Genomic DNA, 20,267 nt, shown 5'->3' on the forward strand with positions numbered 1-20,267 from the left:
CGGGCGCCGCGGGCTTCGTGGGCCCGCGGCGCCCCGGGGACGGCCCGTTACTTCTTCAGGCCGGGGTACAGCGGGTGCCGGTCGGCGAGCGCCGTCACCCTGGCCCTGAGCGCCGCCGCGTCGTACGACGGCTTCAGCGCCTCGGCGATCACGTCCGCGACCTCGGCGAAGTCCTCGGCCCCGAAGCCGCGGGTGGCCAGTGCCGGGGTGCCGATGCGCAGGCCCGAGGTGACCATCGGCGGGCGGGGATCGTTGGGGACCGCGTTGCGGTTGACCGTGATGCCGATCTCGTGCAGCCGGTCCTCGGCCTGCTGCCCGTCGAGCTCGGAGCGGCGCAGGTCGACCAGGACCAGGTGGACGTCGGTGCCGCCGGAGAGCACGTCCACGCCCACGGCCCTGACGTCGTCCCGCACCAGGCGCTCGGCCAGGATCCGCGCCCCCTCCACGGTACGGCGCTGCCGGTCGCGGAACTCCTCGCTCGCCGCGACCTTGAAGGCCACCGCCTTGGCGGCGATCACGTGCTCCAGCGGACCGCCCTGCTGCCCGGGGAAGACCGCGGAGTTGATCTTCTTGGCGAGGTCGGCGGTGGACAGGATGACGCCGCCGCGCGGGCCGCCCAGCGTCTTGTGGGTGGTGGTGGTGACCACGTGGGCGTGCGGCACCGGGTTGGGGTGCAGCCCGGCCGCGACCAGGCCCGCGAAGTGCGCCATGTCGACCATCAGGTACGCGCCGACCTCGTCCGCGATGCGGCGGAACGCGGCGAAGTCCAGCTGCCGCGGGTAGGCGGACCAGCCGGCCACGATCAGCTTCGGCCGGGTCTCCTTCGCCAGCCGCTCCACCTCGGCCATGTCGACCAGGCCGTCGTCGCCCACGTGGTAGGGGACGACGTCGTAGAGCTTCCCGGAGAAGTTGATCTTCATGCCGTGGGTCAGGTGCCCGCCGTGGGCGAGGCTGAGACCCATGATCGTGTCGCCGGGCTGCAGCAGCGCGAACATCGCGGCCGCGTTGGCCTGCGCGCCCGAGTGCGGCTGCACGTTGGCGTGCTCGGCGCCGAAGAGCTCCTTGACGCGCTCGATCGCGATGCGCTCGACGACGTCGACGTGCTCGCAGCCGCCGTAGTAGCGGCGGCCGGGATAGCCCTCGGCGTACTTGTTGGTGAGGACCGAGCCCTGCGCCTCCATGACCGCGACCGGCGCGAAGTTCTCCGAGGCGATCATCTCCAGCGTGGACTGCTGACGGTGCAGCTCGGCGTCGAGGGCGGCGGCCACGTCCGGGTCGAGCTCGTGCAGGGGCGTGTTCACAAGGGACATGCGGATACGACTCCTCAGCCGGCCGCGTGCTCGGCGTACTCGGCGGCGCTCAGCAGGTCGGACGGCTCCTCGGTGACGCGCACCTTGAACAGCCAGCCGCCCTCGAAGGGCGCGGAGTTGACCAGCGACGGGTCGTTCACCACGTCCTCGTTGATCTCGACGACCTCGCCGGTGACCGGGGAGTACAGGTCGCTGACCGACTTGGTGGACTCCAGCTCGCCGCAGGTCTCGCCGGCGGTGACCGTGGAGCCGACCTCGGGGAGCTGGGCGTAGACGACGTCACCGAGCGCGTTGGCCGCGAACTCGGTGATGCCGACCGTGGCGACGCCGTCCTCGACGGGCGACAGCCACTCGTGCTCCTTGCTGTAGCGCAGGTTCTCGGGGGTCTGGGACATGGCCTGAATTCTCCTGTAGGCAGGGGAGTGTGATGAAGAGGGATCTGCCGGCGGTGCCGCGGGCACCTGCCGCCGGGCGGGCGCCGGTGAGCAGGGGAAAGGGGGAAGAGGCGCGGGGCGCGCGGGGCGCCCGCGTCCGGTGTTCTGCTTCTGTTCTGCTTCCGCCGCTTGTACCAGTGTTCTACTTCTGCCGCTTGTAGAAGGGCAGCGCCACGACCTCGTACGGCTCCTGGCTGCCGCGGATGTCCACGCGCACGCCCGGTGTCCCGGGCGCCGCGTGCGCGGCGTCGACGTAGGCCATCGCGATCGGCCGGCCCAGCGTGGGGGAGGGGGCGCCGGAGGTGACCTCGCCGATCACCGTGCCGCCGGCGGTGACCGCGTACCCGGCGCGCGGGACGCGGCGGCCCTCGGCGACCAGGCCGACGAGGACGCGGGGCGGGTTCTCGCGGGCGCGGTCGGCGGCCTCGCGCAGGGCCTCGCGGCCGACGAAGTCGCCCTCCTTGTCGAACTTCACCACCCGGCCCAGCCCGGCGTCGAACGGCGTCAGCTCCGTCGACAGCTCGTGCCCGTACAGCGGCATGCCCGCCTCCAGGCGGAGCGTGTCCCGGCAGGCCAGCCCGCACGGCACCAGGCCGGCGTCCTCGCCCGCCGCGGTCAGCGCCTGCCACAGCTCCACGGCGTGCTCCGGCTGCACGAACAGCTCGAAGCCGTCCTCGCCGGTGTACCCGGTGCGCGCGATCAGCGCCGGGACGCCGGCGACGGTGCCGGGCAGCCCGGCGTAGTACTTCAGGCCGTCCAGGTCGGCGATGGGGGCACCTCCCTGGTCGAGCGAAGCCGAGACCTTGGGGGAGAGAGACTTCAGGATGCCGGGCGATTCGGGGCCCTGGACGGCGAGCAGGGCGTAGGCGTCGCGGTCGTCGCGCACCGCGGCGTCGAAGCCGGCCGACCGCTCGGTGAGCGCGTCCAGGACCACCTGGGCGTTGGCGGCGTTGGCGACGACCAGGTACTCCTGCTCGGCGAGCCGGTAGACGATCAGGTCGTCGAGGATGCCGCCGTCGGCGCGGCAGATCATGGTGTAGCGGGCGCGGCCGGGGCGCAGCGCGGCGAGGTCGCCCACGAGGGCGTAATTGAGCAGGGCGCCGGCCTGCGGGCCGGTGACGGTGATCTCCCCCATGTGGGAGAGGTCGAACAGGCCGGCCCGGGTGCGCACGGCGGTGTGCTCGTCGCGCTCGGAACCGTAGCGCAGGGGCATCTCCCAGCCGGCGAAGTCGGTCATCGTCGCACCCAGCGAGCGGTGCAGCGCGTCCAGCGCCGTGCGGCGCGGCGCGGGGGCCGCGGAGGGTGCGGGGGATTCGGGGGATTCGGGGGATGTGGGGAATTCGGCAGTGCTCATCAGCAGGGGTCTCCCAGGACATGACGGGCGAGGACGGTCGTCGGTCCTCCCCATCTGTCATCGGAACCTGAGAGGTTCACCCTGACCGCCCGGCGCGCGGACGGCCACGGCTTGCACCTTGGGTGGAGCCGCCGTGCCCCGGCGGCCCGCTTTCCAGATGTGCCTCGCCCGCGCGGTAACGGGGCCTGAGAGATTCAAGGGAGGGACTTGCTCCTTCGGCGCCCGGGCACTCGTACGGAAGGCGTACGCACCCGGGACTCTCCCGCGCGGATTCAAACGGCCGGTATGCAGTTGGCGGCCACATCATCGCACGACCCGCCGCCGGGTGGCAGCCCCGTCCGTGACCGGCCTGTGACGGGACGCGGACGGAACCGCGAGAGACCGGCATTACCTTCTCTTTACACTCGGTGGGGAGGGGCCCCGGGACCCGTTCAGGAGGAGGACCACGGTGGACAGGACCACGGCGCACGCGACGACCCCGGCTCTCGCGCTGCCCGAGCCGGCCCCCGCCCTGATCGGGCGGCCGTCCGCCCCGGCGCGCGCGGGGCGGGGCCGTCCCGCTCCGGTCGTCCGCGACCTGCGCGAGCGCGACGGGCGCGGCCCGCGCGCCCTCGTCTTCGGCCCGTGCGACGTCGTCGTGGTCAGCGGCCTGCCCGGCAGCGGCAAGTCCACCCTGATGCGCCGCACGGTGCACGGGCGGCGCGTCGACTCGCAGGACACCCGCGACCGCTGGGAGGCCCGCCTGCCCCGCGTCCTGCCGTACGCCGTCTACCGTCCCCTGGTCCGCCTAGCCCACTACGCCGGGCTGCGCCGCGCCCTGCGCCGGGCCGGGGGCGTCGTCGTGCACGACTGCGGCACCCAGGCCTGGGTGCGCGCCTGGCTGGGCCGCGCGGCCCGCCGCCGCGGCGGCGCGCTGCACCTCGTCGTCCTCGACGCCACCCCCGAGGAGGCCCTCGCCGGCCAGCGCCACCGCGGCCGCGGCGTCTCCCGCTACGCCTTCCTGCGCCACCGCCGCGCCACCGCCCGCCTCCTGCGCGCGGTCGAGCGGGGCACCCTCCCGGCGGGCTGCGCCTCCGCCGTCCTGCTGGACCGCCGCGCGGCGGACACGCTGCGGCGGATCGCGTTCGGGGAGTCGTTCGGGGAGTGAGGACGGGGCGGTGAGGGGCGGCGGCACCGGGCGGGGGAGAGTCGGGCACCCGCCGGACCCGCTGGGCGACAGGGCGTCGGCCGCCCGGCGCCAGGGGGCGGCCGTCCGGATCCGGTCCCGCACCGGCCGCATCGTCGTATCTCCGTACCGGTTAGCCTTTCCAGCCACAGAGAGTGGTTCCCGGCAGGCGGTAGGCAGATGGACTTTGCGGCGGACTATCCCGCGGACTTCCCGGCGCAGGCGCACCCCCACCCGCACGGCGGGTGGCCCGGCAACGAGCTGGAGGAGGTGCTGTCGGCGTCGCTCGGCGTGCCTGCCTCGCCGTCGGTGACCGGCCGCATCATCGAGGTGCTGGGCCGCAGCTTCGTATGGGTGCCGCTGCCCAACGGCGGCGGCCCGCACAGCGGCCCCCTCGACCTGCCCGCCCTGGAGCTCGACGGCCAGGCGTACGTGCCGGTGTTCAGCTCCGAGGAGCAGTTCCGCCGGGTCGCCGGCGCGCACATGCCGTACGCCATCGCGCCCGCCGTGGAGTTCGCCCGCGGCCTGCCCCCGCAGGCCGGCATCGCGATCAACCCGGAGGGAGTGGTCGGCATCCCGCTGCCGCCGCCCGCGGTGGCCGAGCTGTGCCGCGCCGGGCGCACCCCGCTGGACGGCTCGGTGAGCGGCGCCCGGGTCCGGCTGTTCGAACCGGACTGGCAGGACGACCCGGTCGACTTCCTCTCCGCCGCCTCCGCCGAGTTCGCGGCCACCGGCGTCGTGCTCAGCGCCCGCCGCTGCCTGGCCGCCATCGAGACCGCCGACCCGGTCATGTTCGTCGGTGTCGAACTCTCCCAGCGGGAGGGCGTCGAACTCTCCCAGCGGGAGGGCGTCGAACTCTCCCCGTGGGAGGGCGACCTGCGCGCCCGCCCCCTCGACGCCCTGGGCCGCGCCCTGGGCCGCGTCCCGGTCCGGTGGCCGGTCAACCTGGTCCTGCTCGACGTGGCCCAGGACCCGGTGGGCGACTGGATGCGGCAGAAGGTGCGCCCCTTCTACCAACTCGGTTACTGAGGAGCCTCGTTCGCACCCCTGGCACCCGGCCGCCCGAGGAGCCCGGCCCCGCCCCCCGAACCGGGGTAAGTGCCCGGCCGCCGGGCGGCCTTAAGCTAGGGACAGGCTCGGTCGAGGGGCACGAAGGGCGGTACAAGGTGAGCGCTGGCGGCACGGCCGCGGCCGGGCAGGTCGAGCACATGCTGCGCCAGGTGACGCCGGGGCGCTACGACGCCTACGAGGCGCTCCTGCGCGCGCTCGCGACCCCGGCCGCCGGCCAGGTCTGGATGCTGCTGTGGCACGGCCAGGCCGGCTCTCCGGACGCCCGGTACGGCCGCATGGAGGTCGACGGCCACAGCTACGCGCCCTGCGTCACCTCCGCCCAGGAGCTGTCGGCCAGCGGCTGGAGCCGCTCCTGCGAGGTCGTCGACACCGTCGAGATCGCCCGCGCGCTCTATCCCGACCACTACGGCCTCTGGCTCAACCCGCACGCCCCCGGCGGCGGCGTCGGCGTGCCCTGGCCGGACCTGCGGCGCATCGCCCTCGGCCTGGACCGGCACCCGGCGGGCCCGCTGCGCCTGTCGGAGCCCGCCGTCGAGGTGCCGCAGTTCTACGCCCTGCTCACCCAGGCCGCCCACCGCACCCCGGTCGTCCGCTCCCTGCGCCGCGCCTGGGTGCAGCCCGCGCTCGGCGCGCCCTACCTCGCCGTCGGCCTGGACGTGTACGACGCTTCCCCGCAGTCGGTGGAGGCGGTGCGCGCCATGATGCGGCAGGCGGTCGCCGCCCTCCCCGACGGCCTGCCGGTCTCCACGGTGGTGATGTCCGACGTCCACGACCCGGTCGTGCTGTGGCTGCGGGCCCACGCCCGGCCCTTCTACGACCGCGAGGCCCACGCGGCCCCGGCGCAGGCCCCGGCGGGCGGGTACGGCTACCCGTCGGCGCCCGGCCGCTACTGAGCCCGGCGTGTGCCGGGTGCGCCGGCCCGTGTTCCCGGCCCTGTGGTGGGCGGCTTCCGGCCGTCCCGTACCGGACGCCCTTCTTCGCGCGTAGATAAGGGGAGGTTGCCACCCTGCGTGGCAGTATGTCCGGGTGTGTCCGTGTCCGCCCCACGTAAATCGCTGTCCGGATAACGGAAAACCCCAGACAGCATCACGGTTGCGCATCCATTCGCCGCCAACTCTGGCAACAGATCGCCGAACCGTTGAAGACTCCCGCACCAAGGGGCTGCGCGCCCCTGTGTACAACCGACTGAACATGCCGCCACCGCGGCAAGTCCTGGCCGGCCACCGCCGGTTGAGAGGGGTCCCTGCCAGATGACGGCACCATTGCACGAGCCGGCCGCGGAAGCAGCCCCGAACGCGGTCGAGGAAGCGGCGGTCGCAGGCACCGCCGCCAAGGCCGTACAGGGGCGTTCGCTGGGCCGGATCGCCTGGGAGCGCCTGAAGCGGGACAAGCTCGCCCTGACGGGCGGCGTCGTGGTACTCGTCCTCATCGTCGTCGCCGCCCTGGCTCCCGTGCTCGCGCACCTGTACGGCCAGGACCCGGACGCGCACCACGAGAACCTCATCGACCCGCTGTTCGGCACCCCCACGGGTTCCCTCGGCGGCATCAGCGGCGAGCACTGGCTCGGCGTCGAGCCGGTCAGCGGCCGCGACATCTTCGCCCGCATCCTCTACGGAGCCCAGATCTCGCTCCTGGTCGGCTTCCTGTCCGCGCTGGTCGCCGTGGTGCTCGGCACCGTGTTCGGCATCCTGGCGGGCTTCTTCGGCGGCTGGGTGGACTCCCTCATCAGCCGTGTCATGGACGGCCTGCTCGCCTTTCCCCAGCTGCTGTTCATCATCGCGCTGGTCTCGGTGATGCCGACCTCCATGCTCGGGCTGACCGGCACGGGCGTGCGCGTGTTCGTGATGATCATGGTCATCGGCTTCTTCGGCTGGCCCTACATCGGCCGCGTGGTGCGCGGCCAGACGCTCAGCCTGCGGGAGCGCGAGTACGTCGAGGCGGCCCGCTCGCTCGGCGCGGGGCGGCTGTACATCCTCTTCAAGGAGCTGCTGCCCAACCTCGTCGCCCCGATCATCGTGTACACGACGATGATGATTCCGACCAACATCCTCACCGAGGCGGCGCTGAGCTTCCTCGGCGTGGGCGTCAAGCCGCCCACCGCGTCCTGGGGCCAGATGCTGTCGAACGCGATCGACTACTACGACTCGGACCCCATGTACATGGTGGTTCCGGGTGTGGCGATCTTCGTCACCGTGCTGGCCTTCAACCTCTTCGGTGACGGCGTGCGCGACGCGCTGGACCCGAAGGGCTCCCGCTGACCTGCCGTACCCCCAAGCGACCCGTGGCACCTGGCACGGGGTCTCTCATCTAATCCGGAGGATCCGAGATCGTGACTACCCAACGCACCTCAGGGCGGCACAAGCAGGCCATGGCCGCTGCCGCCGTGGTCGCCGCGCTGCTGACCACGGCGGCGTGCGGCGGAGGCGGCAACGACGGCGGTTCGGGCAGCGGCGCGGCCGGCTTCAACGCCGCGAACAACAAGGTCGCCCAGGCCTCGGCGGCCAAGAAGGGCGGCGAGCTGAAGTTCGCCGCCGCCCAGGACGCCGACTCCTGGGACACCACGCGCGGTTACTACGGCTTCATGTGGAACTTCGCGCGCTACTACAGCCGCCAGCTGGTCTCCTACAAGACGCAGCCGGGCGCCGAGGGCGCGCAGCTCACGCCCGACCTCGCGACCGACATGGGCAAGGTCTCGGACGGCGGCAAGACCTACACCTTCACCCTGCGCGACGGCATCACCTGGGAGGACGGCAAGCCGATCACCTCCAAGGACGTCAAGTACGGCATCGAGCGCATCTGGGCGCAGGACGTCCTCTCCGGCGGCCCGGTCTACCTCAAGGACGTGCTCGACCCCAAGGGCGAGTACAAGGGCCCGTACAAGGACAAGGCCGCGGACAAGCTGGGCCTGAAGGCGATCGAGACGCCGGACGACAAGACGATCGTCTTCCACCTGCCGAAGCCCAACTCGGACTTCCTGCAGATGATCGCCCTGCCCTCGGCCTCCCCGGTCCGCCAGGACAAGGACACCAAGTCCAAGTACGGCCTGCACCCCTTCTCCTCCGGCCCGTACAAGTTCCAGTCGTACGCGCCGGGCAAGTCCCTGGTGCTGGTGCGCAACCCCAACTGGAAGGCGTCCTCGGACCCGATCCGCAAGGCGTACCCGGACAAGGTCAGCATCAAGTTCTTCACCAACGCCAACGACCTCGACGCCCGTCTGGTCGCCGGCGACTACGACCTCGACCTGAACCAGACCGGCATGTCGCCGCAGGGCCGCACCACCGCCCTGAAGCAGCACAAGGCCAACCTCGACAACCCGGTCTCCGGCTACATCCGCTACGCGGTCTTCCCGCAGAGCGTGAAGCCGTTCGACAACATCCACTGCCGCAAGGCCGTCATCTACGGCGCCGACCACGTCTCGCTGCAGACCGCGCGCGGCGGCCCCGTCGCCGGCGGTGACATCGGCACCAACATGCTCCCGCCGTCCGTGGCCGGCGCCGAGGGCCAGAAGTACGACCCGTACCAGATGGCCGGCAAGAACAAGAACGGCAACGCCGCCCTGGCCAAGCAGGAGCTGAAGGCCTGCGGCAAGCCGAACGGCTTCAGCACCACCATCGCGGTGCGCAACAACAAGCCGGCCGAGGTGGCCACCGCCGAGTCCCTCCAGGCGTCGCTGAAGAAGGTCGGCATCAACGCCCAGATCGACCAGTACGACGGCTCGCAGACCACCGGCATCATCGGCAGCCCCTCGAACGTGAAGAAGAAGGGCTACGGCATCATCATCATGGGCTGGGGTCCGGACTTCCCGACCGTCCAGGGCTTCGGCATGCCGCTGTGGGACAGCAAGTACATCCTGCAGAGCGGCAACAACAACTACGCCCTGATCAAGGACAAGAAGATCGACGGGCTGTTCGACCAGTACATCGCCACGATGGACGAGGGGCAGAAGGCCAAGATCGCCACGGAGATCAACCACAAGGTGATGGAGGGCGCGTACTACCTGCCCTTCGTCTTCGAGAAGTTCATCAACTGGCGTTCCTCGCGCCTGGCCGACGTCTACACGTCGAACGCGTACAACGGCATGTACGACTTCGTCAACCTCGGCCTGAAGTCCACGAAGTAACCCCGGCACACCCGCCGTACGGCACGAAAGGCAGGTGAAGGCCGGCGCGGCGTGACCGCGGGCCGCCGGAAGACCTCCGGCGGCCCGCGGTCCGCGGCGGGCCGTAAGCTGTGCTCGCTTACCTCATCAGGCGGCTGTTCGCCGCCGCAGTGATGCTCGTGGTCGTCGTCCTGGCGGTCTTCTGCATCTTCTTCGTCGTCCCCAAGTGGGCCGGCGTCGACATCGCCACGAGCTTTGTCGGCAAGCAGGCCGACCCCGCGGCCGTCCAGGCGGTGCGGGAGAAGCTGGGTCTGGACGACCCGATCTACAGCCAGGTGTGGGAGTTCTTCAAGGGCATCTTCGCGGGGCGCACCTACGCGGCCGGCGGCGATGTCACGCATTGCGCCGCGCCGTGCTTCGGCTACTCCTTCCGCAGCGAGCAGGCCGTGTGGCCGGTGCTGACCGACCGGTTCCCGGTCACCCTGCAGCTGGCCCTCGGCGCCGCCGTGCTGTGGCTGGTCTTCGGCGTCGCGGCGGGCGTCCTCTCCGCCCTGAAGCGGGGCAGCCTGTGGGACCGCAGCGCGATGGTCGTCGCCCTCGCCGGCGTCTCGCTGCCCATCTACTTCACGGGCCTGCTCAGCCTGGCGATCTTCGTCTACGGGCTGAAGTGGTTCAACGGCGAATACGTGCCCATCGACGAGAGCTTCACCGGCTGGCTCGGCGGCATGATCCTGCCCTGGGTCACGCTCGCCTTCCTGTACGCGGCGATGTACGCCCGCATCACCCGGGCCACCATGCTGGAGGTGCTCGGCGAGGACTACATCCGCACCGCCCGCGCCAAGGGCCTGCGCGAGCAGGTCGTCATCCGCAAGCACGCCATGCGCTCGACGATGACGCCCATCCTGACCATGCTCGGCATGGACCTCGGCGCCCTGATCGGCGGCGCGGTGCTGACCGAGACCACGTTCAGCCTGCCCGGCCTGGGACAGAAGGTCCTCGACGCCATCAAGAACCAGGACCTGCCCTTCATCCTGGGCGTCACCCTGATCACCTCCCTCGCGGTGCTCATCGCCAACCTCGTGGTGGACGTCCTGTACGCCGTGATCGACCCCCGAGTGAGGCTCGCATGACCGAAGTCAGCAAGAGCGGAGCGGTGGTGGGCGAGCCCACCGTCACCTCGTCCGCCCCGACCGCCTTCCTGGAAGTGCGCGACCTGAAGGTGCACTTCCCCACCGACGACGGCCTGGTGAAGTCCGTCGACGGGCTCAGCTTCCAGCTCGAGAAGGGCAAGACGCTCGGCATCGTGGGCGAGTCCGGCTCCGGCAAGTCGGTGACCTCGCTCGGCATCATGGGCCTGCACACCGCGGGCCAGTACGGCAAGCGCAAGGCGCGCATCTCCGGCGAGATCTGGCTGAACGGCACCGAGCTGCTGTCCGCCGACCCGGACGAGGTGCGCCGGCTGCGCGGCCGCGAGATGGCGATGATCTTCCAGGACCCGCTGTCCGCGCTGCATCCGTACTACACCATCGGGCAGCAGATCATCGAGGCCTACCGCATCCACCACGACGTCGACAAGAAGACCGCCCGCCGCCGGGCGATCGAGATGCTCGACCGGGTGGGCATCCCGCAGCCGGACAAGCGGGTGGACAACTACCCGCACGAGTTCTCCGGCGGCATGCGCCAGCGCGCGATGATCGCGATGGCGCTGGTGAACAACCCCGAGCTGCTCATCGCGGACGAGCCGACCACCGCCCTGGACGTCACCGTGCAGGCGCAGATCCTCGACCTCATCCGCGACCTGCAGAAGGAGTTCGGCTCCGCGGTCATCATCATCACCCACGACCTGGGCGTCGTCGCCGAACTCGCCGACGACCTGCTGGTGATGTACGCGGGCCGCTGCGTCGAGCGCGGCCCGGCGGAGAAGGTGTTCTACGAGCCCCGCCACCCCTACACCTGGGGGCTGCTCGGCTCGATGCCGCGCCTGGACCGCGAGCAGCAGGAGCGCCTGGTCCCGGTCAAGGGCTCCCCGCCCTCCCTCATCAACGTCCCCTCGGGCTGCGCCTTCAACCCGCGCTGCCCGTACGCGGACCTCCCGAAGGACAACGTCACCCGCACGGTGCGCCCCGAGCTGACCGAGGTCGACAGCAAGCACTGGGCCGCCTGCCACCTGACGAAGGAGCAGCGGGAGCGTATCTGGACCGAAGAGATTGCGCCGAGGCTGTGAGCGAGAACCCCAAGGACACGGCTGTGACCACGCCCGCCAAGAGCGACGGCACCAAGGCGACGGCCGCCGGCGGCGCCACCCTCACCAAGGACGCCGCCGACGGTGACGTCCTGCTGAAGGTGACCGGCCTGCAGAAGCACTTCCCCATCAAGAAGGGCCTGCTGCAGCGCCAGGTCGGCGCCGTGCACGCGGTCGACGGCATCGACTTCGAGGTGCGCCGCGGGGAGACCCTCGGCGTGGTGGGCGAGTCGGGCTGCGGCAAGTCGACGATGGGCCGGCTGATCACCCGGCTGCTGGAACCGACCGGCGGCAGGATCGAGTTCGAGGGCCGGGACATCACACACCTCGGCGTGGGCGGCATGCGCCCGCTGCGCCGCGACGTGCAGATGATCTTCCAGGACCCGTACTCCTCCCTGAACCCCCGTCACACCATCGGCACCATCGTCGGCGCACCCTTCCGGCTGCAGGGCGTCGAGCCCGAGGGCGGCATCAAGAAGGAAGTGCAGCGGCTGCTGTCGGTCGTGGGGCTCAACCCCGAGCACTACAACCGCTACCCGCACGAGTTCTCCGGCGGCCAGCGCCAGCGCATCGGCATCGCCCGCGCCCTCGCGCTCAACCCCAAGCTGGTCGTGGCCGACGAGCCGGTCTCCGCGCTGGACGTGTCGATCCAGGCCCAGGTCGTCAACCTCCTCGACGACCTGCAGCAGGAGCTCGGCCTGACGTACGTGATCATCGCGCACGACCTGTCGGTCGTCCGGCACGTCTCGGACCGGATCGCGGTGATGTACCTCGGCAAGATCGTCGAGCTGGCCGACCGCGACCAGCTCTACAAGTCGCCGATGCACCCGTACACCAAGGCCCTGCTGTCGGCGGTGCCGATCCCGGACCCGTCGCGCAAGTCGGCCAGGAGCGAGCGCATCCTGCTCAAGGGCGACGTGCCCTCGCCGATCTCGCCGCCCAGCGGCTGCCGGTTCCACACCCGGTGCTGGAAGGCCACGGAGATCTGCCGCACCACCGAGCCGCCGCTCGCCGAGCTGCGCCCGGGGCAGCGGGTCGCCTGCCACCACCCGGAGAACTTCGCGGACCAGCAGCCGCAGGACACCGTGCTGCTGTCCGCCGCCAAGGAGGCGGCGGAGCTGGTGTCCGACGAGGTGCTGGCCCAGTCGGCGGAGACGTCGGCGGCGGTGGCGGCGGAACTGGAGGGGCCGGCGGAGCCGGCGTCCGGCGAGTCCGTCTCGAAGTCCGCCGGGTCCGCCGAGTCCTCTTCGGAGTCCGGCGAGTCCGTCTCGAAGACTGCCAGGTCCGCCTCGGAGGCCACCGAGCCTGCCTCGAAGTCGACCGAGCCGGTTTCGAAGTCCGTCTCGAAGCCGACCGAGCCCGTTTCGAAGTCCGTCTCGAAGTCGACCGAGCCCGCTTCGGAGTCCGCCGAGCCCGCTTCGGAGTCCGCCGAGTCCGCCTCGGCGGAGCCGGCCTCCGTCGACGTGTCGAAGACCGACCGCCGGGAGGCGGCGGGGGAGACCGGCCGTCAGGAGTCCGCGGAGGAGAGCGACGGTCAGGAGTCAACTGACAAGTAGGGCATGACGAGTTGGCAAAGTCATGCCCATGACCGAACGGGAGAGGCCACAGTCGAGGGTGTCCGTCCGACCGGCACACGCCTGAAAGGGACACCCCGTGGCACTCTCCCGTTCGGCACGTTTAGCGGCCGTGGTCGCCACCGCGACCGCCGCGTTCTGCACCGTCGCCGCCGCCCCCGCCCCCACCCCGGGCGCCCCGGGCGTCGGCGACTCCTACTTCCCGCTGCTCGGCAACGGCGGCTTCGACGCCCGCCACTACGACCTCGACGTCGCCTACGACCCCGCCACCGGGCGTCTGGACGGCCGCACGACGCTGGCCGCCCGCGCCACGCGGACCCTGTCCTCCTTCGACCTCGACCTGCAGCAGCTCCAGGTCACCCGGGTCGAGGTGAACGGCAGACGCGCCGGCTTCACCCGCGACGGCGACGAACTGCGCGTCACCCCGCGCGGCGTCCTCGCCGCGGGCCGCACCTTCACGGTCACCGTCACCTACGGCGGCGTCCCGCAGCCGCTCGGCGGCCCGATCATCTTCGGCTCCCCCTACGGCTGGATGAAGACCGCCGACGGCGTCTTCGTCGCCTGCGAGCCCAACGCCGCCTCCACCTGGTTCCCGTCCAGCGACCACCCCTCCGACAAGGCCACCTACGACATCCGGATCAAGGCGCCGAAGGGGCTGACCGCGGTCTCCAACGGCCGGCTGGTCTCGACGTACGACAAGGGCGGCTCGACGTACACCCACTGGCGCGAGGCGCGGCCCATGGCGACCTATCTCGCCACCGCGACGATCGGCCGGTTCGACGTGCGCACCGGCCGCACCCCGGGCGGCGTCCCGATCTACGTGGCGACCGACCCGGCGCTGGCGGACGCGAGCACCGTCGACGTCTACGGCGTCACGGCCGCGGCCACCGACTACTGGTCGCGGATCTTCGGGCCCTACCCCTTCGAGGAGACCGGCGCGATCGTCGACGACATGCCGCAGGCCGGGTTCTCGCTGGAGGTGCAGTCCAAGCCGGCCTACTCGGCGGTGCGCAACGAGACGACGATCGTGCACGAGCTGGCCCACCAGTGGTTCGGCGACTCGGTGTCGGTGGCCCGCTGGAAGGACATCTGGCTCAACGAGGGCTTCGCCACCTACGCGCAGTGGCTGTGGGAGGAGCACAAGGGCACCCGCACCGCGCACGACGCCTTCCGCGCCGCCTACGACGCCCGGCCCGCCGACAGCGCCTTCTGGCGGATCACCGTGGGCGACCCGCAGCGCGACACCATGTTCTCCTCCGCCGTCTACCAGCGCGGCGCGATGACGTTGCAGATGCTGCGCGAGCGCATCGGCGACCGGGCCTTTTTCCGGCTGCTGCCCGCCTGGACCGCCCGGCACCGCTACGGCAACGCGAGCACGGCCGACTTCGTCCGCCTCGCGGAGGAGATCTCCGGCCGGCGGCTCGGTGATCTGTTCCACACCTGGCTGTTCACCACCGGAAAACCAGCCCTGTAGGGCACCCTGACCTGGGTTTGTAAGGCGCACGACCCAGGATGGGTAAGAATGTAAGGGTGCTCCAGCAACTGTTCAGCCCCTCCGTCCAGCACACCCTCGACCTGGTGGGCATCTTCGTCTTCGCCATCTCCGGCGCGCTGCTGGCCGTCCGCAAGAACTTCGACGTCTTCGGCATCGCCGTGCTCGCCGAGGTCACCGCGCTGGGCGGAGGGCTGTTTCGCGACCTGGTCATCGGCGCCGTACCCCCGGCCGCCTTCACCGACCTGGGGTACTTCCTCACCCCGCTGCTCGCCGCGCTCCTCGTCTTCTTCCTGCACCCCCAGGTGGAGCGCATCCAGGCCGCGGTCAACGTCTTCGACGCGGCCGGCCTCGGCCTGTTCTGCGTGGCCGGCACCATCAAGGCCTACGAGCACGGGCTCGGCCTCACCTCCTCGGTGACCCTGGGCCTGGCCACCGCGGTGGGCGGCGGGGTGCTGCGCGACGTGCTCGCCAACGAGGTGCCGTCCCTGCTGCGCTGGGACCGCGACCTGTACGCGGTGCCCGCCATCGTCGGCGCGACGATCGTCGCCCTGTGCCTGCGCTGCCACGCGCTCACTCCGGTGACCACCACGCTGGCGGTGGTCACCGCCTTCGTGCTGCGCCTGCTCGCGATGCGCTGTCACTGGCGAGCGCCTCGTGCGTGGAACCGCCGGTCGACCGTGACGGAGGAGTAGCGCCGGCCCGGACCCGGCCGGCCCGGGCCTGGCCCATTTCCTCGGTCAGCCAGCGGAAGGCCGGCACGATCTGCGGCCGCCACAGCGCCATGGTGTGCCCGCCGGCGCTCCTGGGGAGGAAGACCACGTGCACGGTCGTCGGCGCCTCGGCGATCCGCCGCAGCGCCAGGGCCGCCTCGTAGCCGTCGTGCGGCTGCCCGGACTCGTACAGCGCCACGGCCGGCGGGGCGAGCGCCCCGCGCAGCAGCAGGTAGGGGTTGTTGGCGGCGCGCAGGGCCGGGGTCTGGGCGGCGAGGGAGCCGGGCTCGCCGCTCGGGTCGTTGTAGCCGGACATGCTGATCGCGGCCCGGTAGCGGTCCGGGTGGGCGACGGCCAGCTTGGTCGCGCAGTGCCCGCCGGCCGAGTACCCGGCCACCGCCCAGCCCGCGGGTGCCGGCGCGGCGCGGAAGGTGTCCGTCACCATCCGCGGCACGTCGACGCTCAGCCAGGAGTCGGCGTTGACGGTGCCCGGGATGTTCGCGCAGCCGGTGTCCGCCCCGGCCAGCAGGTTGGTGCGCGGCGCCACCAGGATGAACGGCGCCACCCTGCCGCTGCGCATCAGCGGCAGCAGCTGCTCGTGCACCCTCAGCGACCCGAACCACGCCTTGGCCGACCCCGGGTAGCCGGGCAGCAGCTCCACCACCGGGAACCTGTGGTGGCGGTAGGCGGGCCGGTCGTACTGCGGCGGCAGCCACACGTACACCTCGGCGTTCACGCCCGACACCCGGCCCCTGAGCTGGGTGACGCGCACCCCGCCGGCGGCCCGCATGCCCGGCCCGGTCGCGGCGGTGAACACCGCCCGCTGCCGGGGCAGGTGCTCCAGGGGGATCCCGCCGGTGCCGTCGGGGCCGAGGTCGGCGGCCTGCTGCACGTGGTCGCCGGTGCCGAACAGGTCGGCCCAGTTGTCGTAGAGGTCGTTCGCGTTGTTCACCAGTACGAAGACCAGAGTGACGGCCGTGCCCTGGGCGAACAGCAGCATCAGCACCCGGGCGGCGGCGCGCAGCACCCGGGGCCCGCGCAGCCGCGACCACAGCATGAGCGGCAGCACCAGGGCGACGGCGGTCAGCGCGACGACGGTGTAGAGGAACGGAGTCCCGGTCAGGCTCATGCCCTAACAGAGGCCTTCCGGCGGCCGAAGGTTGACGGACGACACGGACACTTACCAGGAAATTGCCCAGATCTCACTTCCGCGGCAGTCGAAAGCTACCGCTTAGTAATTTCTTCTTGTACTGTTCAGCCATGCCCGAAGCAGCCACCGCACGCGCCGCGCACGCGACCGTCGGCGACAGCGAGTTCGACCGCGACACCGCGGTCACACCGCGCGAACCCGGCGTCTACGACACCGACCTCTCCGCCGGCTGGACCGTCTTCGACGCCGTCAACGGCGGCTACCTGCTGGCCCTGCTGGGCCGCGCCCTCGGCCACGCCCTGCCGCACCCGCACCCCTTCACCGTCACCGCGCACTACCTGACCGCCTCCCGGCCGGGCCCCGCGGTGATCCGCACCCAGCAGGTCCGCACCGGCCGCACCCTCTCCACCGGCCAGGCCTCGCTGCTCCAGTACGACGACGAGGGGCGCGAGGTGGAACGCATCCGCGTCCTCGCCTCCTACGGCGACCTGGCGGCCCTGCCCGACGACGTCCGCACGACGGCCGAACCGCCCGCGATCCCGCCGCTCGAACGCTGCCTCGGCCCCGAGGACGGCCCGGTCCCGCTCTCCGGCAGCTCGCCCATCACCGACCGGCTGCGGGTCAGGCTGGACCCGGCCACCGTGGGCTGGGCGGTCGGCGCCCCCTCCGGGCGCGGCGAGATGCGCGCCTGGTTCGGCCTCGCCGACGGCCGCGACCCCGACCCCCTCGCGCTTCTCCTCGCCGTGGACGCCCTGCCGCCCACCGCCTTCGAACTCGGCCTGACCGGCTGGGTCCCCACGGTGGAACTCACGGTCCACGTCCGCGCCCTCCCGGCACCCGGCCCGCTGCGGGTGTCCATCACGACGCGGAACCTCGCCGGGGGCTTCCTGGAGGAGGACGCGGAGGTGTGGGACACGCGGGACCGCCTGGTGGCGCAGTCCCGGCAACTGGCGCGGGTACGGCTGGGGTGACCCGGCCGGGGTGAGCCGGCTGGGGTGATCCGGCGGGGGCGCGCCGGCGCCCCGCGGGGTGACCCGGCGTGTCCCCGCCGCCCGGCCGCCGCGATGGTCCCTTCGGGGCTCGGCCGGTCGGCGGGGAGGCCCCTCCCCGGGGCTCAGCGGCCGGCGAGCGGCGTCCTGCCCAGCCACGCGGCCAGCTCGCCGTACACGCCGCCGCCGGCCGGGGGCTCGACCGCCGCGGCGAACGGCCGGCTCGCGTCCCGCTCCGCCTCCGGCAGCACCCGCCGCGCCACACCCAGCGCGAACCCGGCGAGTTCGTCGTCGAGTTCCAGCGGGTGCCCCAGCGCCTCGGACAGGTCCCAGGTGTGCGTCACGGTCTCCATGACATACCCCGACAGCGCCTGCCACCCCGGCACCTCGCCCCACGGCACCCGTACCGGCGACCGCATCCGCCCGTCCGCCGACCAGGCCCGGATCGCCCGCGTCCGGGCCTCGTCGTACGCGGCGGCCCACGCGTCGTCGGCCACGTCCCCGGCGACCGGCTCCAGGGCGAGCCCGTCACCGCCCTCCCCGACGACCGCGAACCGCCGGGTGACGCCGACGACGTGGCTCAGCAGCGCCCGGACGTCGAACTCGCTGCACGGCGTCGGCGCGGTCAGCTGCTCCTGCCGGACGGTCTTGATCAGCGCCACGGCCTGCTCGGTGGCGCGGGCGTAGACGGGACGGGGGTCGGGAAACCCGGAAGACCCGGAAGACCCGGAAGACTCGGAAGACCCGGAAGACTCGGAAGACACGGAAAACCCGGAAGACCCGGAAGACTCGGAAAACGCGGTGCTCATGACGGTCCTTTCGGAAGGGCTCTCGTCGGTGACGCTCCCGAGCCTCGCCCCATAACCTGACAGTTCCCGTCAGCATTTGCCGGGCCGTCCGCGCCCGGTGATCCTGGTGCCGTGAAGTCCGACCGGCTGCTGTCGATCCTGCTGCTCCTGCAGACCCGCGGGCGTGTGCCCGCGGGTGAGCTCGCCGAGCGGCTGGAGGTGTCGGTGCGGACGATCTACCGCGACGTGGAGGCGCTGTCGGCGTCCGGCGTCCCCGTCTACGCCGAGCGCGGCCGGCACGGCGGCATCGCCCTGCTGCCGGGCTTCCGCACGGACGTGACGGGGCTGACCGAGGACGAGTCGCGGGCCCTGTTCCTGGTGGCCGCGCGAGGCGCGCACACGGCCCTCGGCCTGGACGCGGCGCTCGGTTCGGCGCTGCGCAAGGTGCTGGCGGCCCTGCCCGCGCCGCACCGGCCCGCCGCCGAGCTGACCAGCCGCCGCATCCTGGTGGACGCCACCCGCTGGTGGGGCGGCCCGCAGCGGGCCGTCGACCTGGACGTGCTGCGGGACGCGGTGTTCGCCGACCGGCGCCTGCGGCTGCGCTACCGGCACAGCGGGCAGCGCGCGCCCCGCACGTACACCGTCGATCCCTACGGCCTGGTCGCCAAGGCGGGTGTGTGGTACCTGGTCGCCGACCGGCGGGGCGCGCCGCGGCTGTTCCGCGCCGACCGGGTGCAGTCGGCGCGCCTGCTCGACGAGCCCGTGCGGCGGCGGCCCGGAGTCGAACTGGCCGATGTGTGGGAGGTGTTGCGCCGTCAGGTCGAGGAGCGGTCCGGCGGCATCGACGTCACCGTGCGGGTGCGCCGCGATTTCCTCGACATGTTCACGCGCGTGACGGCCGCGTACCTGGCCGAGCCGCCCGACGAAGACGGCGGGGACGACGAGGACGGCGAGGGGGAGTGGGTGACGGTGCGGCTGTCGTACGGCTTCGTCCGCGAGACCCGCCAACTGCTCGCGTTCTCCGACCGGGTGGAGGTGCTCCAGCCGCCGCAGGTGCGCGCGGAACTGGCGGCCGCCGCCGCGTCGGTCATGGAGCTGTACCGGCGCCCGGCCCGGCCGGAGGGCTGAACCACCGGGCGGGACGGGGTGTTCGGGACGTGCTCGGCCGGCGCCTTTGGCGGGCAGGCCCGGCTGCCGAGCGGACGGGTGACCGGGTACGGACCGGGGCGCGGTCCCCGCCGGTCACTCCAGCCAGTGTCGGCGGCCGATGCTGATGAGCCGCAACTGGCGGGCGGCGAGCCGGGTGACGCGGTCCCGTTCCTCGGCGGGCGCGTCCAGGGCCTCCAGGAACAGCGAGGCCGTGATGAGCATCTGGTCGACGTAGAGGGTGGCGAGCATCAGCAAGTCGTCCGCGCTCCAGCCCTCGGACACGGGGTCCTTGGCCAGCTCGTCCCTCACCTCCTCGGCGAACCGCTCCAGTTGGGCCCGTATGGCCTGCCGCACCGGCTGCACCCCGCCGTGCCGCTCCCGGGCGACGAAGCGGACGTGCGCGGGGTGCGTCTCCACGTGCCGGGCGATCAACTCCACGGTGCGGTCGATGCGTTCGGCGCTGTCGCTCGCCGTGGACACCGTCGTCCGGATCATCGGGTGCAGGCTGCCCAGCGCCTCCTCCACCAGCGCCACGCCGAGGTCCGCCGTGGAGCGGAAGTGCCGGTAGAAGGCGGTCGGGGCGACCCCGACGGCGCGGGTGACCTCCCGCAGGCCCAGGCTGCTCAGGCTCTGCTCCTCCAGCAGGACCAGCGCCGCGTCCAGCAGCGCCTGACGGGTCTTCTGCTTCTGCGCCTGCCGGATGCCGAGGGTGTGACTCATGCCATGCAGTTAACAAC

General features: G+C 72.1%; 18 protein-coding genes and 2 riboswitches. Of the genes, 12 read left to right on the forward strand and 6 right to left on the reverse strand.

Features of this window, described 5'->3' with window-relative positions:
• Positions 1–47 precede the first annotated feature (47 nt).
• The 3 genes from glyA to gcvT all read right to left on the reverse strand — a co-directional run bounded on the left by glyA (position 48) and on the right by gcvT (position 3,098).
• Positions 48–1,310, reverse strand: a complete 1,263-nt coding sequence (glyA, locus tag IE225_RS06685; RefSeq protein WP_190056396.1) for a serine hydroxymethyltransferase — start codon at positions 1,308–1,310, stop codon at positions 48–50.
• A gap of 14 nt (positions 1,311–1,324) precedes the next feature.
• The gene (gcvH, locus tag IE225_RS06690) at positions 1,325–1,705 is read right to left on the reverse strand and encodes a glycine cleavage system protein GcvH (RefSeq protein WP_190056397.1); all 381 of its coding nucleotides are present in this window, start codon (positions 1,703–1,705) and stop codon (positions 1,325–1,327) included.
• Positions 1,706–1,886: 181 nt separating this feature from the next.
• Complete coding sequence (gene gcvT, locus IE225_RS06695; RefSeq protein WP_190056398.1) at positions 1,887–3,098, reverse strand: glycine cleavage system aminomethyltransferase GcvT; 1,212 nt, start codon at positions 3,096–3,098, stop codon at positions 1,887–1,889.
• Between the two features lie 44 nt (positions 3,099–3,142).
• Positions 3,143–3,261, reverse strand: a riboswitch (glycine riboswitch).
• Positions 3,262–3,373, reverse strand: a riboswitch (glycine riboswitch). It abuts the riboswitch before it with no gap.
• 173 nt (positions 3,374–3,546) lie between these two features.
• Between gcvT and IE225_RS06700 the strand changes: the two genes are divergently transcribed.
• The 10 genes from IE225_RS06700 (at position 3,547) to IE225_RS06745 (ending at position 15,436) form a co-directional block, all read left to right on the forward strand.
• Entirely contained in the window at positions 3,547–4,245 is a 699-nt protein-coding gene (locus IE225_RS06700; RefSeq protein ID WP_190056399.1) for an AAA family ATPase, read from the forward strand.
• Between the two features lie 198 nt (positions 4,246–4,443).
• The gene (locus tag IE225_RS06705; RefSeq protein WP_190056400.1) at positions 4,444–5,292 is read left to right on the forward strand and encodes an enhanced serine sensitivity protein SseB; all 849 of its coding nucleotides are present in this window, start codon (positions 4,444–4,446) and stop codon (positions 5,290–5,292) included.
• Between the two features lie 137 nt (positions 5,293–5,429).
• Entirely contained in the window at positions 5,430–6,227 is a 798-nt protein-coding gene (locus tag IE225_RS06710) for an enhanced serine sensitivity protein SseB C-terminal domain-containing protein (RefSeq protein ID WP_190056401.1), read from the forward strand.
• A gap of 357 nt (positions 6,228–6,584) precedes the next feature.
• Positions 6,585–7,592, forward strand: coding sequence for an ABC transporter permease (locus IE225_RS06715; RefSeq protein ID WP_190056402.1), 1,008 nt, complete (start codon positions 6,585–6,587; stop codon positions 7,590–7,592).
• A 71-nt stretch (positions 7,593–7,663) separates the two neighbouring features.
• Complete coding sequence (locus IE225_RS06720) at positions 7,664–9,454, forward strand: ABC transporter substrate-binding protein (protein WP_190056403.1); 1,791 nt, start codon at positions 7,664–7,666, stop codon at positions 9,452–9,454.
• A gap of 110 nt (positions 9,455–9,564) precedes the next feature.
• Complete coding sequence (locus IE225_RS06725; protein WP_190056404.1) at positions 9,565–10,563, forward strand: ABC transporter permease; 999 nt, start codon at positions 9,565–9,567, stop codon at positions 10,561–10,563.
• The gene (locus IE225_RS06730; RefSeq protein WP_190056405.1) at positions 10,560–11,657 is read left to right on the forward strand and encodes an ABC transporter ATP-binding protein; all 1,098 of its coding nucleotides are present in this window, start codon (positions 10,560–10,562) and stop codon (positions 11,655–11,657) included. The genes IE225_RS06725 and IE225_RS06730 overlap by 4 nt, the downstream gene beginning before the upstream one ends.
• A gap of 23 nt (positions 11,658–11,680) precedes the next feature.
• Entirely contained in the window at positions 11,681–13,231 is a 1,551-nt protein-coding gene (locus IE225_RS06735) for an ABC transporter ATP-binding protein (RefSeq protein ID WP_229879288.1), read from the forward strand.
• Between the two features lie 97 nt (positions 13,232–13,328).
• A complete protein-coding gene (locus tag IE225_RS06740; protein ID WP_190056407.1) occupies positions 13,329–14,723 on the forward strand; it encodes a M1 family metallopeptidase in 1,395 nt (464 codons plus the stop codon).
• 56 nt (positions 14,724–14,779) lie between these two features.
• A complete protein-coding gene (locus IE225_RS06745) occupies positions 14,780–15,436 on the forward strand; it encodes a trimeric intracellular cation channel family protein (RefSeq protein ID WP_190056481.1) in 657 nt (218 codons plus the stop codon).
• Here the strand turns inward: IE225_RS06745 and IE225_RS06750 are convergent.
• Positions 15,345–16,583, reverse strand: coding sequence for an alpha/beta hydrolase (locus IE225_RS06750; RefSeq protein ID WP_190056408.1), 1,239 nt, complete (start codon positions 16,581–16,583; stop codon positions 15,345–15,347). The two genes, IE225_RS06745 and IE225_RS06750, sit on opposite strands and share 92 nt — an antisense overlap.
• A gap of 131 nt (positions 16,584–16,714) precedes the next feature.
• Here IE225_RS06750 and IE225_RS06755 point away from each other — a divergent pair, with 131 nt between their 5' ends.
• Positions 16,715–17,575 carry a thioesterase family protein gene (locus tag IE225_RS06755; protein ID WP_190056409.1) on the forward strand — a complete coding sequence of 287 codons (861 nt, stop codon included), beginning with the start codon at positions 16,715–16,717 and terminating at the stop codon, positions 17,573–17,575.
• Between the two features lie 143 nt (positions 17,576–17,718).
• Here IE225_RS06755 and IE225_RS06760 read toward each other — a convergent pair whose 3' ends face one another.
• Positions 17,719–18,357 carry a TIGR03086 family metal-binding protein gene (locus tag IE225_RS06760; protein ID WP_268249990.1) on the reverse strand — a complete coding sequence of 213 codons (639 nt, stop codon included), beginning with the start codon at positions 18,355–18,357 and terminating at the stop codon, positions 17,719–17,721.
• A 156-nt stretch (positions 18,358–18,513) separates the two neighbouring features.
• Here IE225_RS06760 and IE225_RS06765 point away from each other — a divergent pair, with 156 nt between their 5' ends.
• A complete protein-coding gene (locus IE225_RS06765) occupies positions 18,514–19,509 on the forward strand; it encodes a helix-turn-helix transcriptional regulator (protein ID WP_190056411.1) in 996 nt (331 codons plus the stop codon).
• 114 nt (positions 19,510–19,623) lie between these two features.
• Here IE225_RS06765 and IE225_RS06770 read toward each other — a convergent pair whose 3' ends face one another.
• Positions 19,624–20,250, reverse strand: a complete 627-nt coding sequence (locus IE225_RS06770; protein ID WP_190056412.1) for a TetR family transcriptional regulator — start codon at positions 20,248–20,250, stop codon at positions 19,624–19,626.
• Positions 20,251–20,267 lie beyond the last annotated feature (17 nt).

This window comes from Streptomyces echinoruber, assembly GCF_014651135.1.
GTDB lineage: Bacteria > Actinomycetota > Actinomycetes > Streptomycetales > Streptomycetaceae > Streptomyces > Streptomyces echinoruber.

Bases quoted from the DNA above. Each gene is read 5' to 3' on its own strand.
- glyA (WP_190056396.1), bottom strand. From the start codon at position 1,310: ATGTCCCTTGTGAACACGCCCCTGCACGAGCTCGACCCGGACGTGGCC.
- gcvH (WP_190056397.1), bottom strand. From the start codon at position 1,705: ATGTCCCAGACCCCCGAGAACCTGCGCTACAGCAAGGAGCACGAGTGG.
- IE225_RS06705 (WP_190056400.1), top strand. From the start codon at position 4,444: ATGGACTTTGCGGCGGACTATCCCGCGGACTTCCCGGCGCAGGCGCAC.
- IE225_RS06730 (WP_190056405.1), top strand. From the start codon at position 10,560: ATGACCGAAGTCAGCAAGAGCGGAGCGGTGGTGGGCGAGCCCACCGTC.
- IE225_RS06715 (WP_190056402.1), top strand. From the start codon at position 6,585: ATGACGGCACCATTGCACGAGCCGGCCGCGGAAGCAGCCCCGAACGCG.
- IE225_RS06770 (WP_190056412.1), bottom strand. From the start codon at position 20,250: ATGAGTCACACCCTCGGCATCCGGCAGGCGCAGAAGCAGAAGACCCGT.
- IE225_RS06750 (WP_190056408.1), bottom strand. From the start codon at position 16,583: ATGAGCCTGACCGGGACTCCGTTCCTCTACACCGTCGTCGCGCTGACC.
- gcvT (WP_190056398.1), bottom strand. From the start codon at position 3,098: ATGAGCACTGCCGAATTCCCCACATCCCCCGAATCCCCCGAATCCCCC.
- IE225_RS06755 (WP_190056409.1), top strand. From the start codon at position 16,715: ATGCCCGAAGCAGCCACCGCACGCGCCGCGCACGCGACCGTCGGCGAC.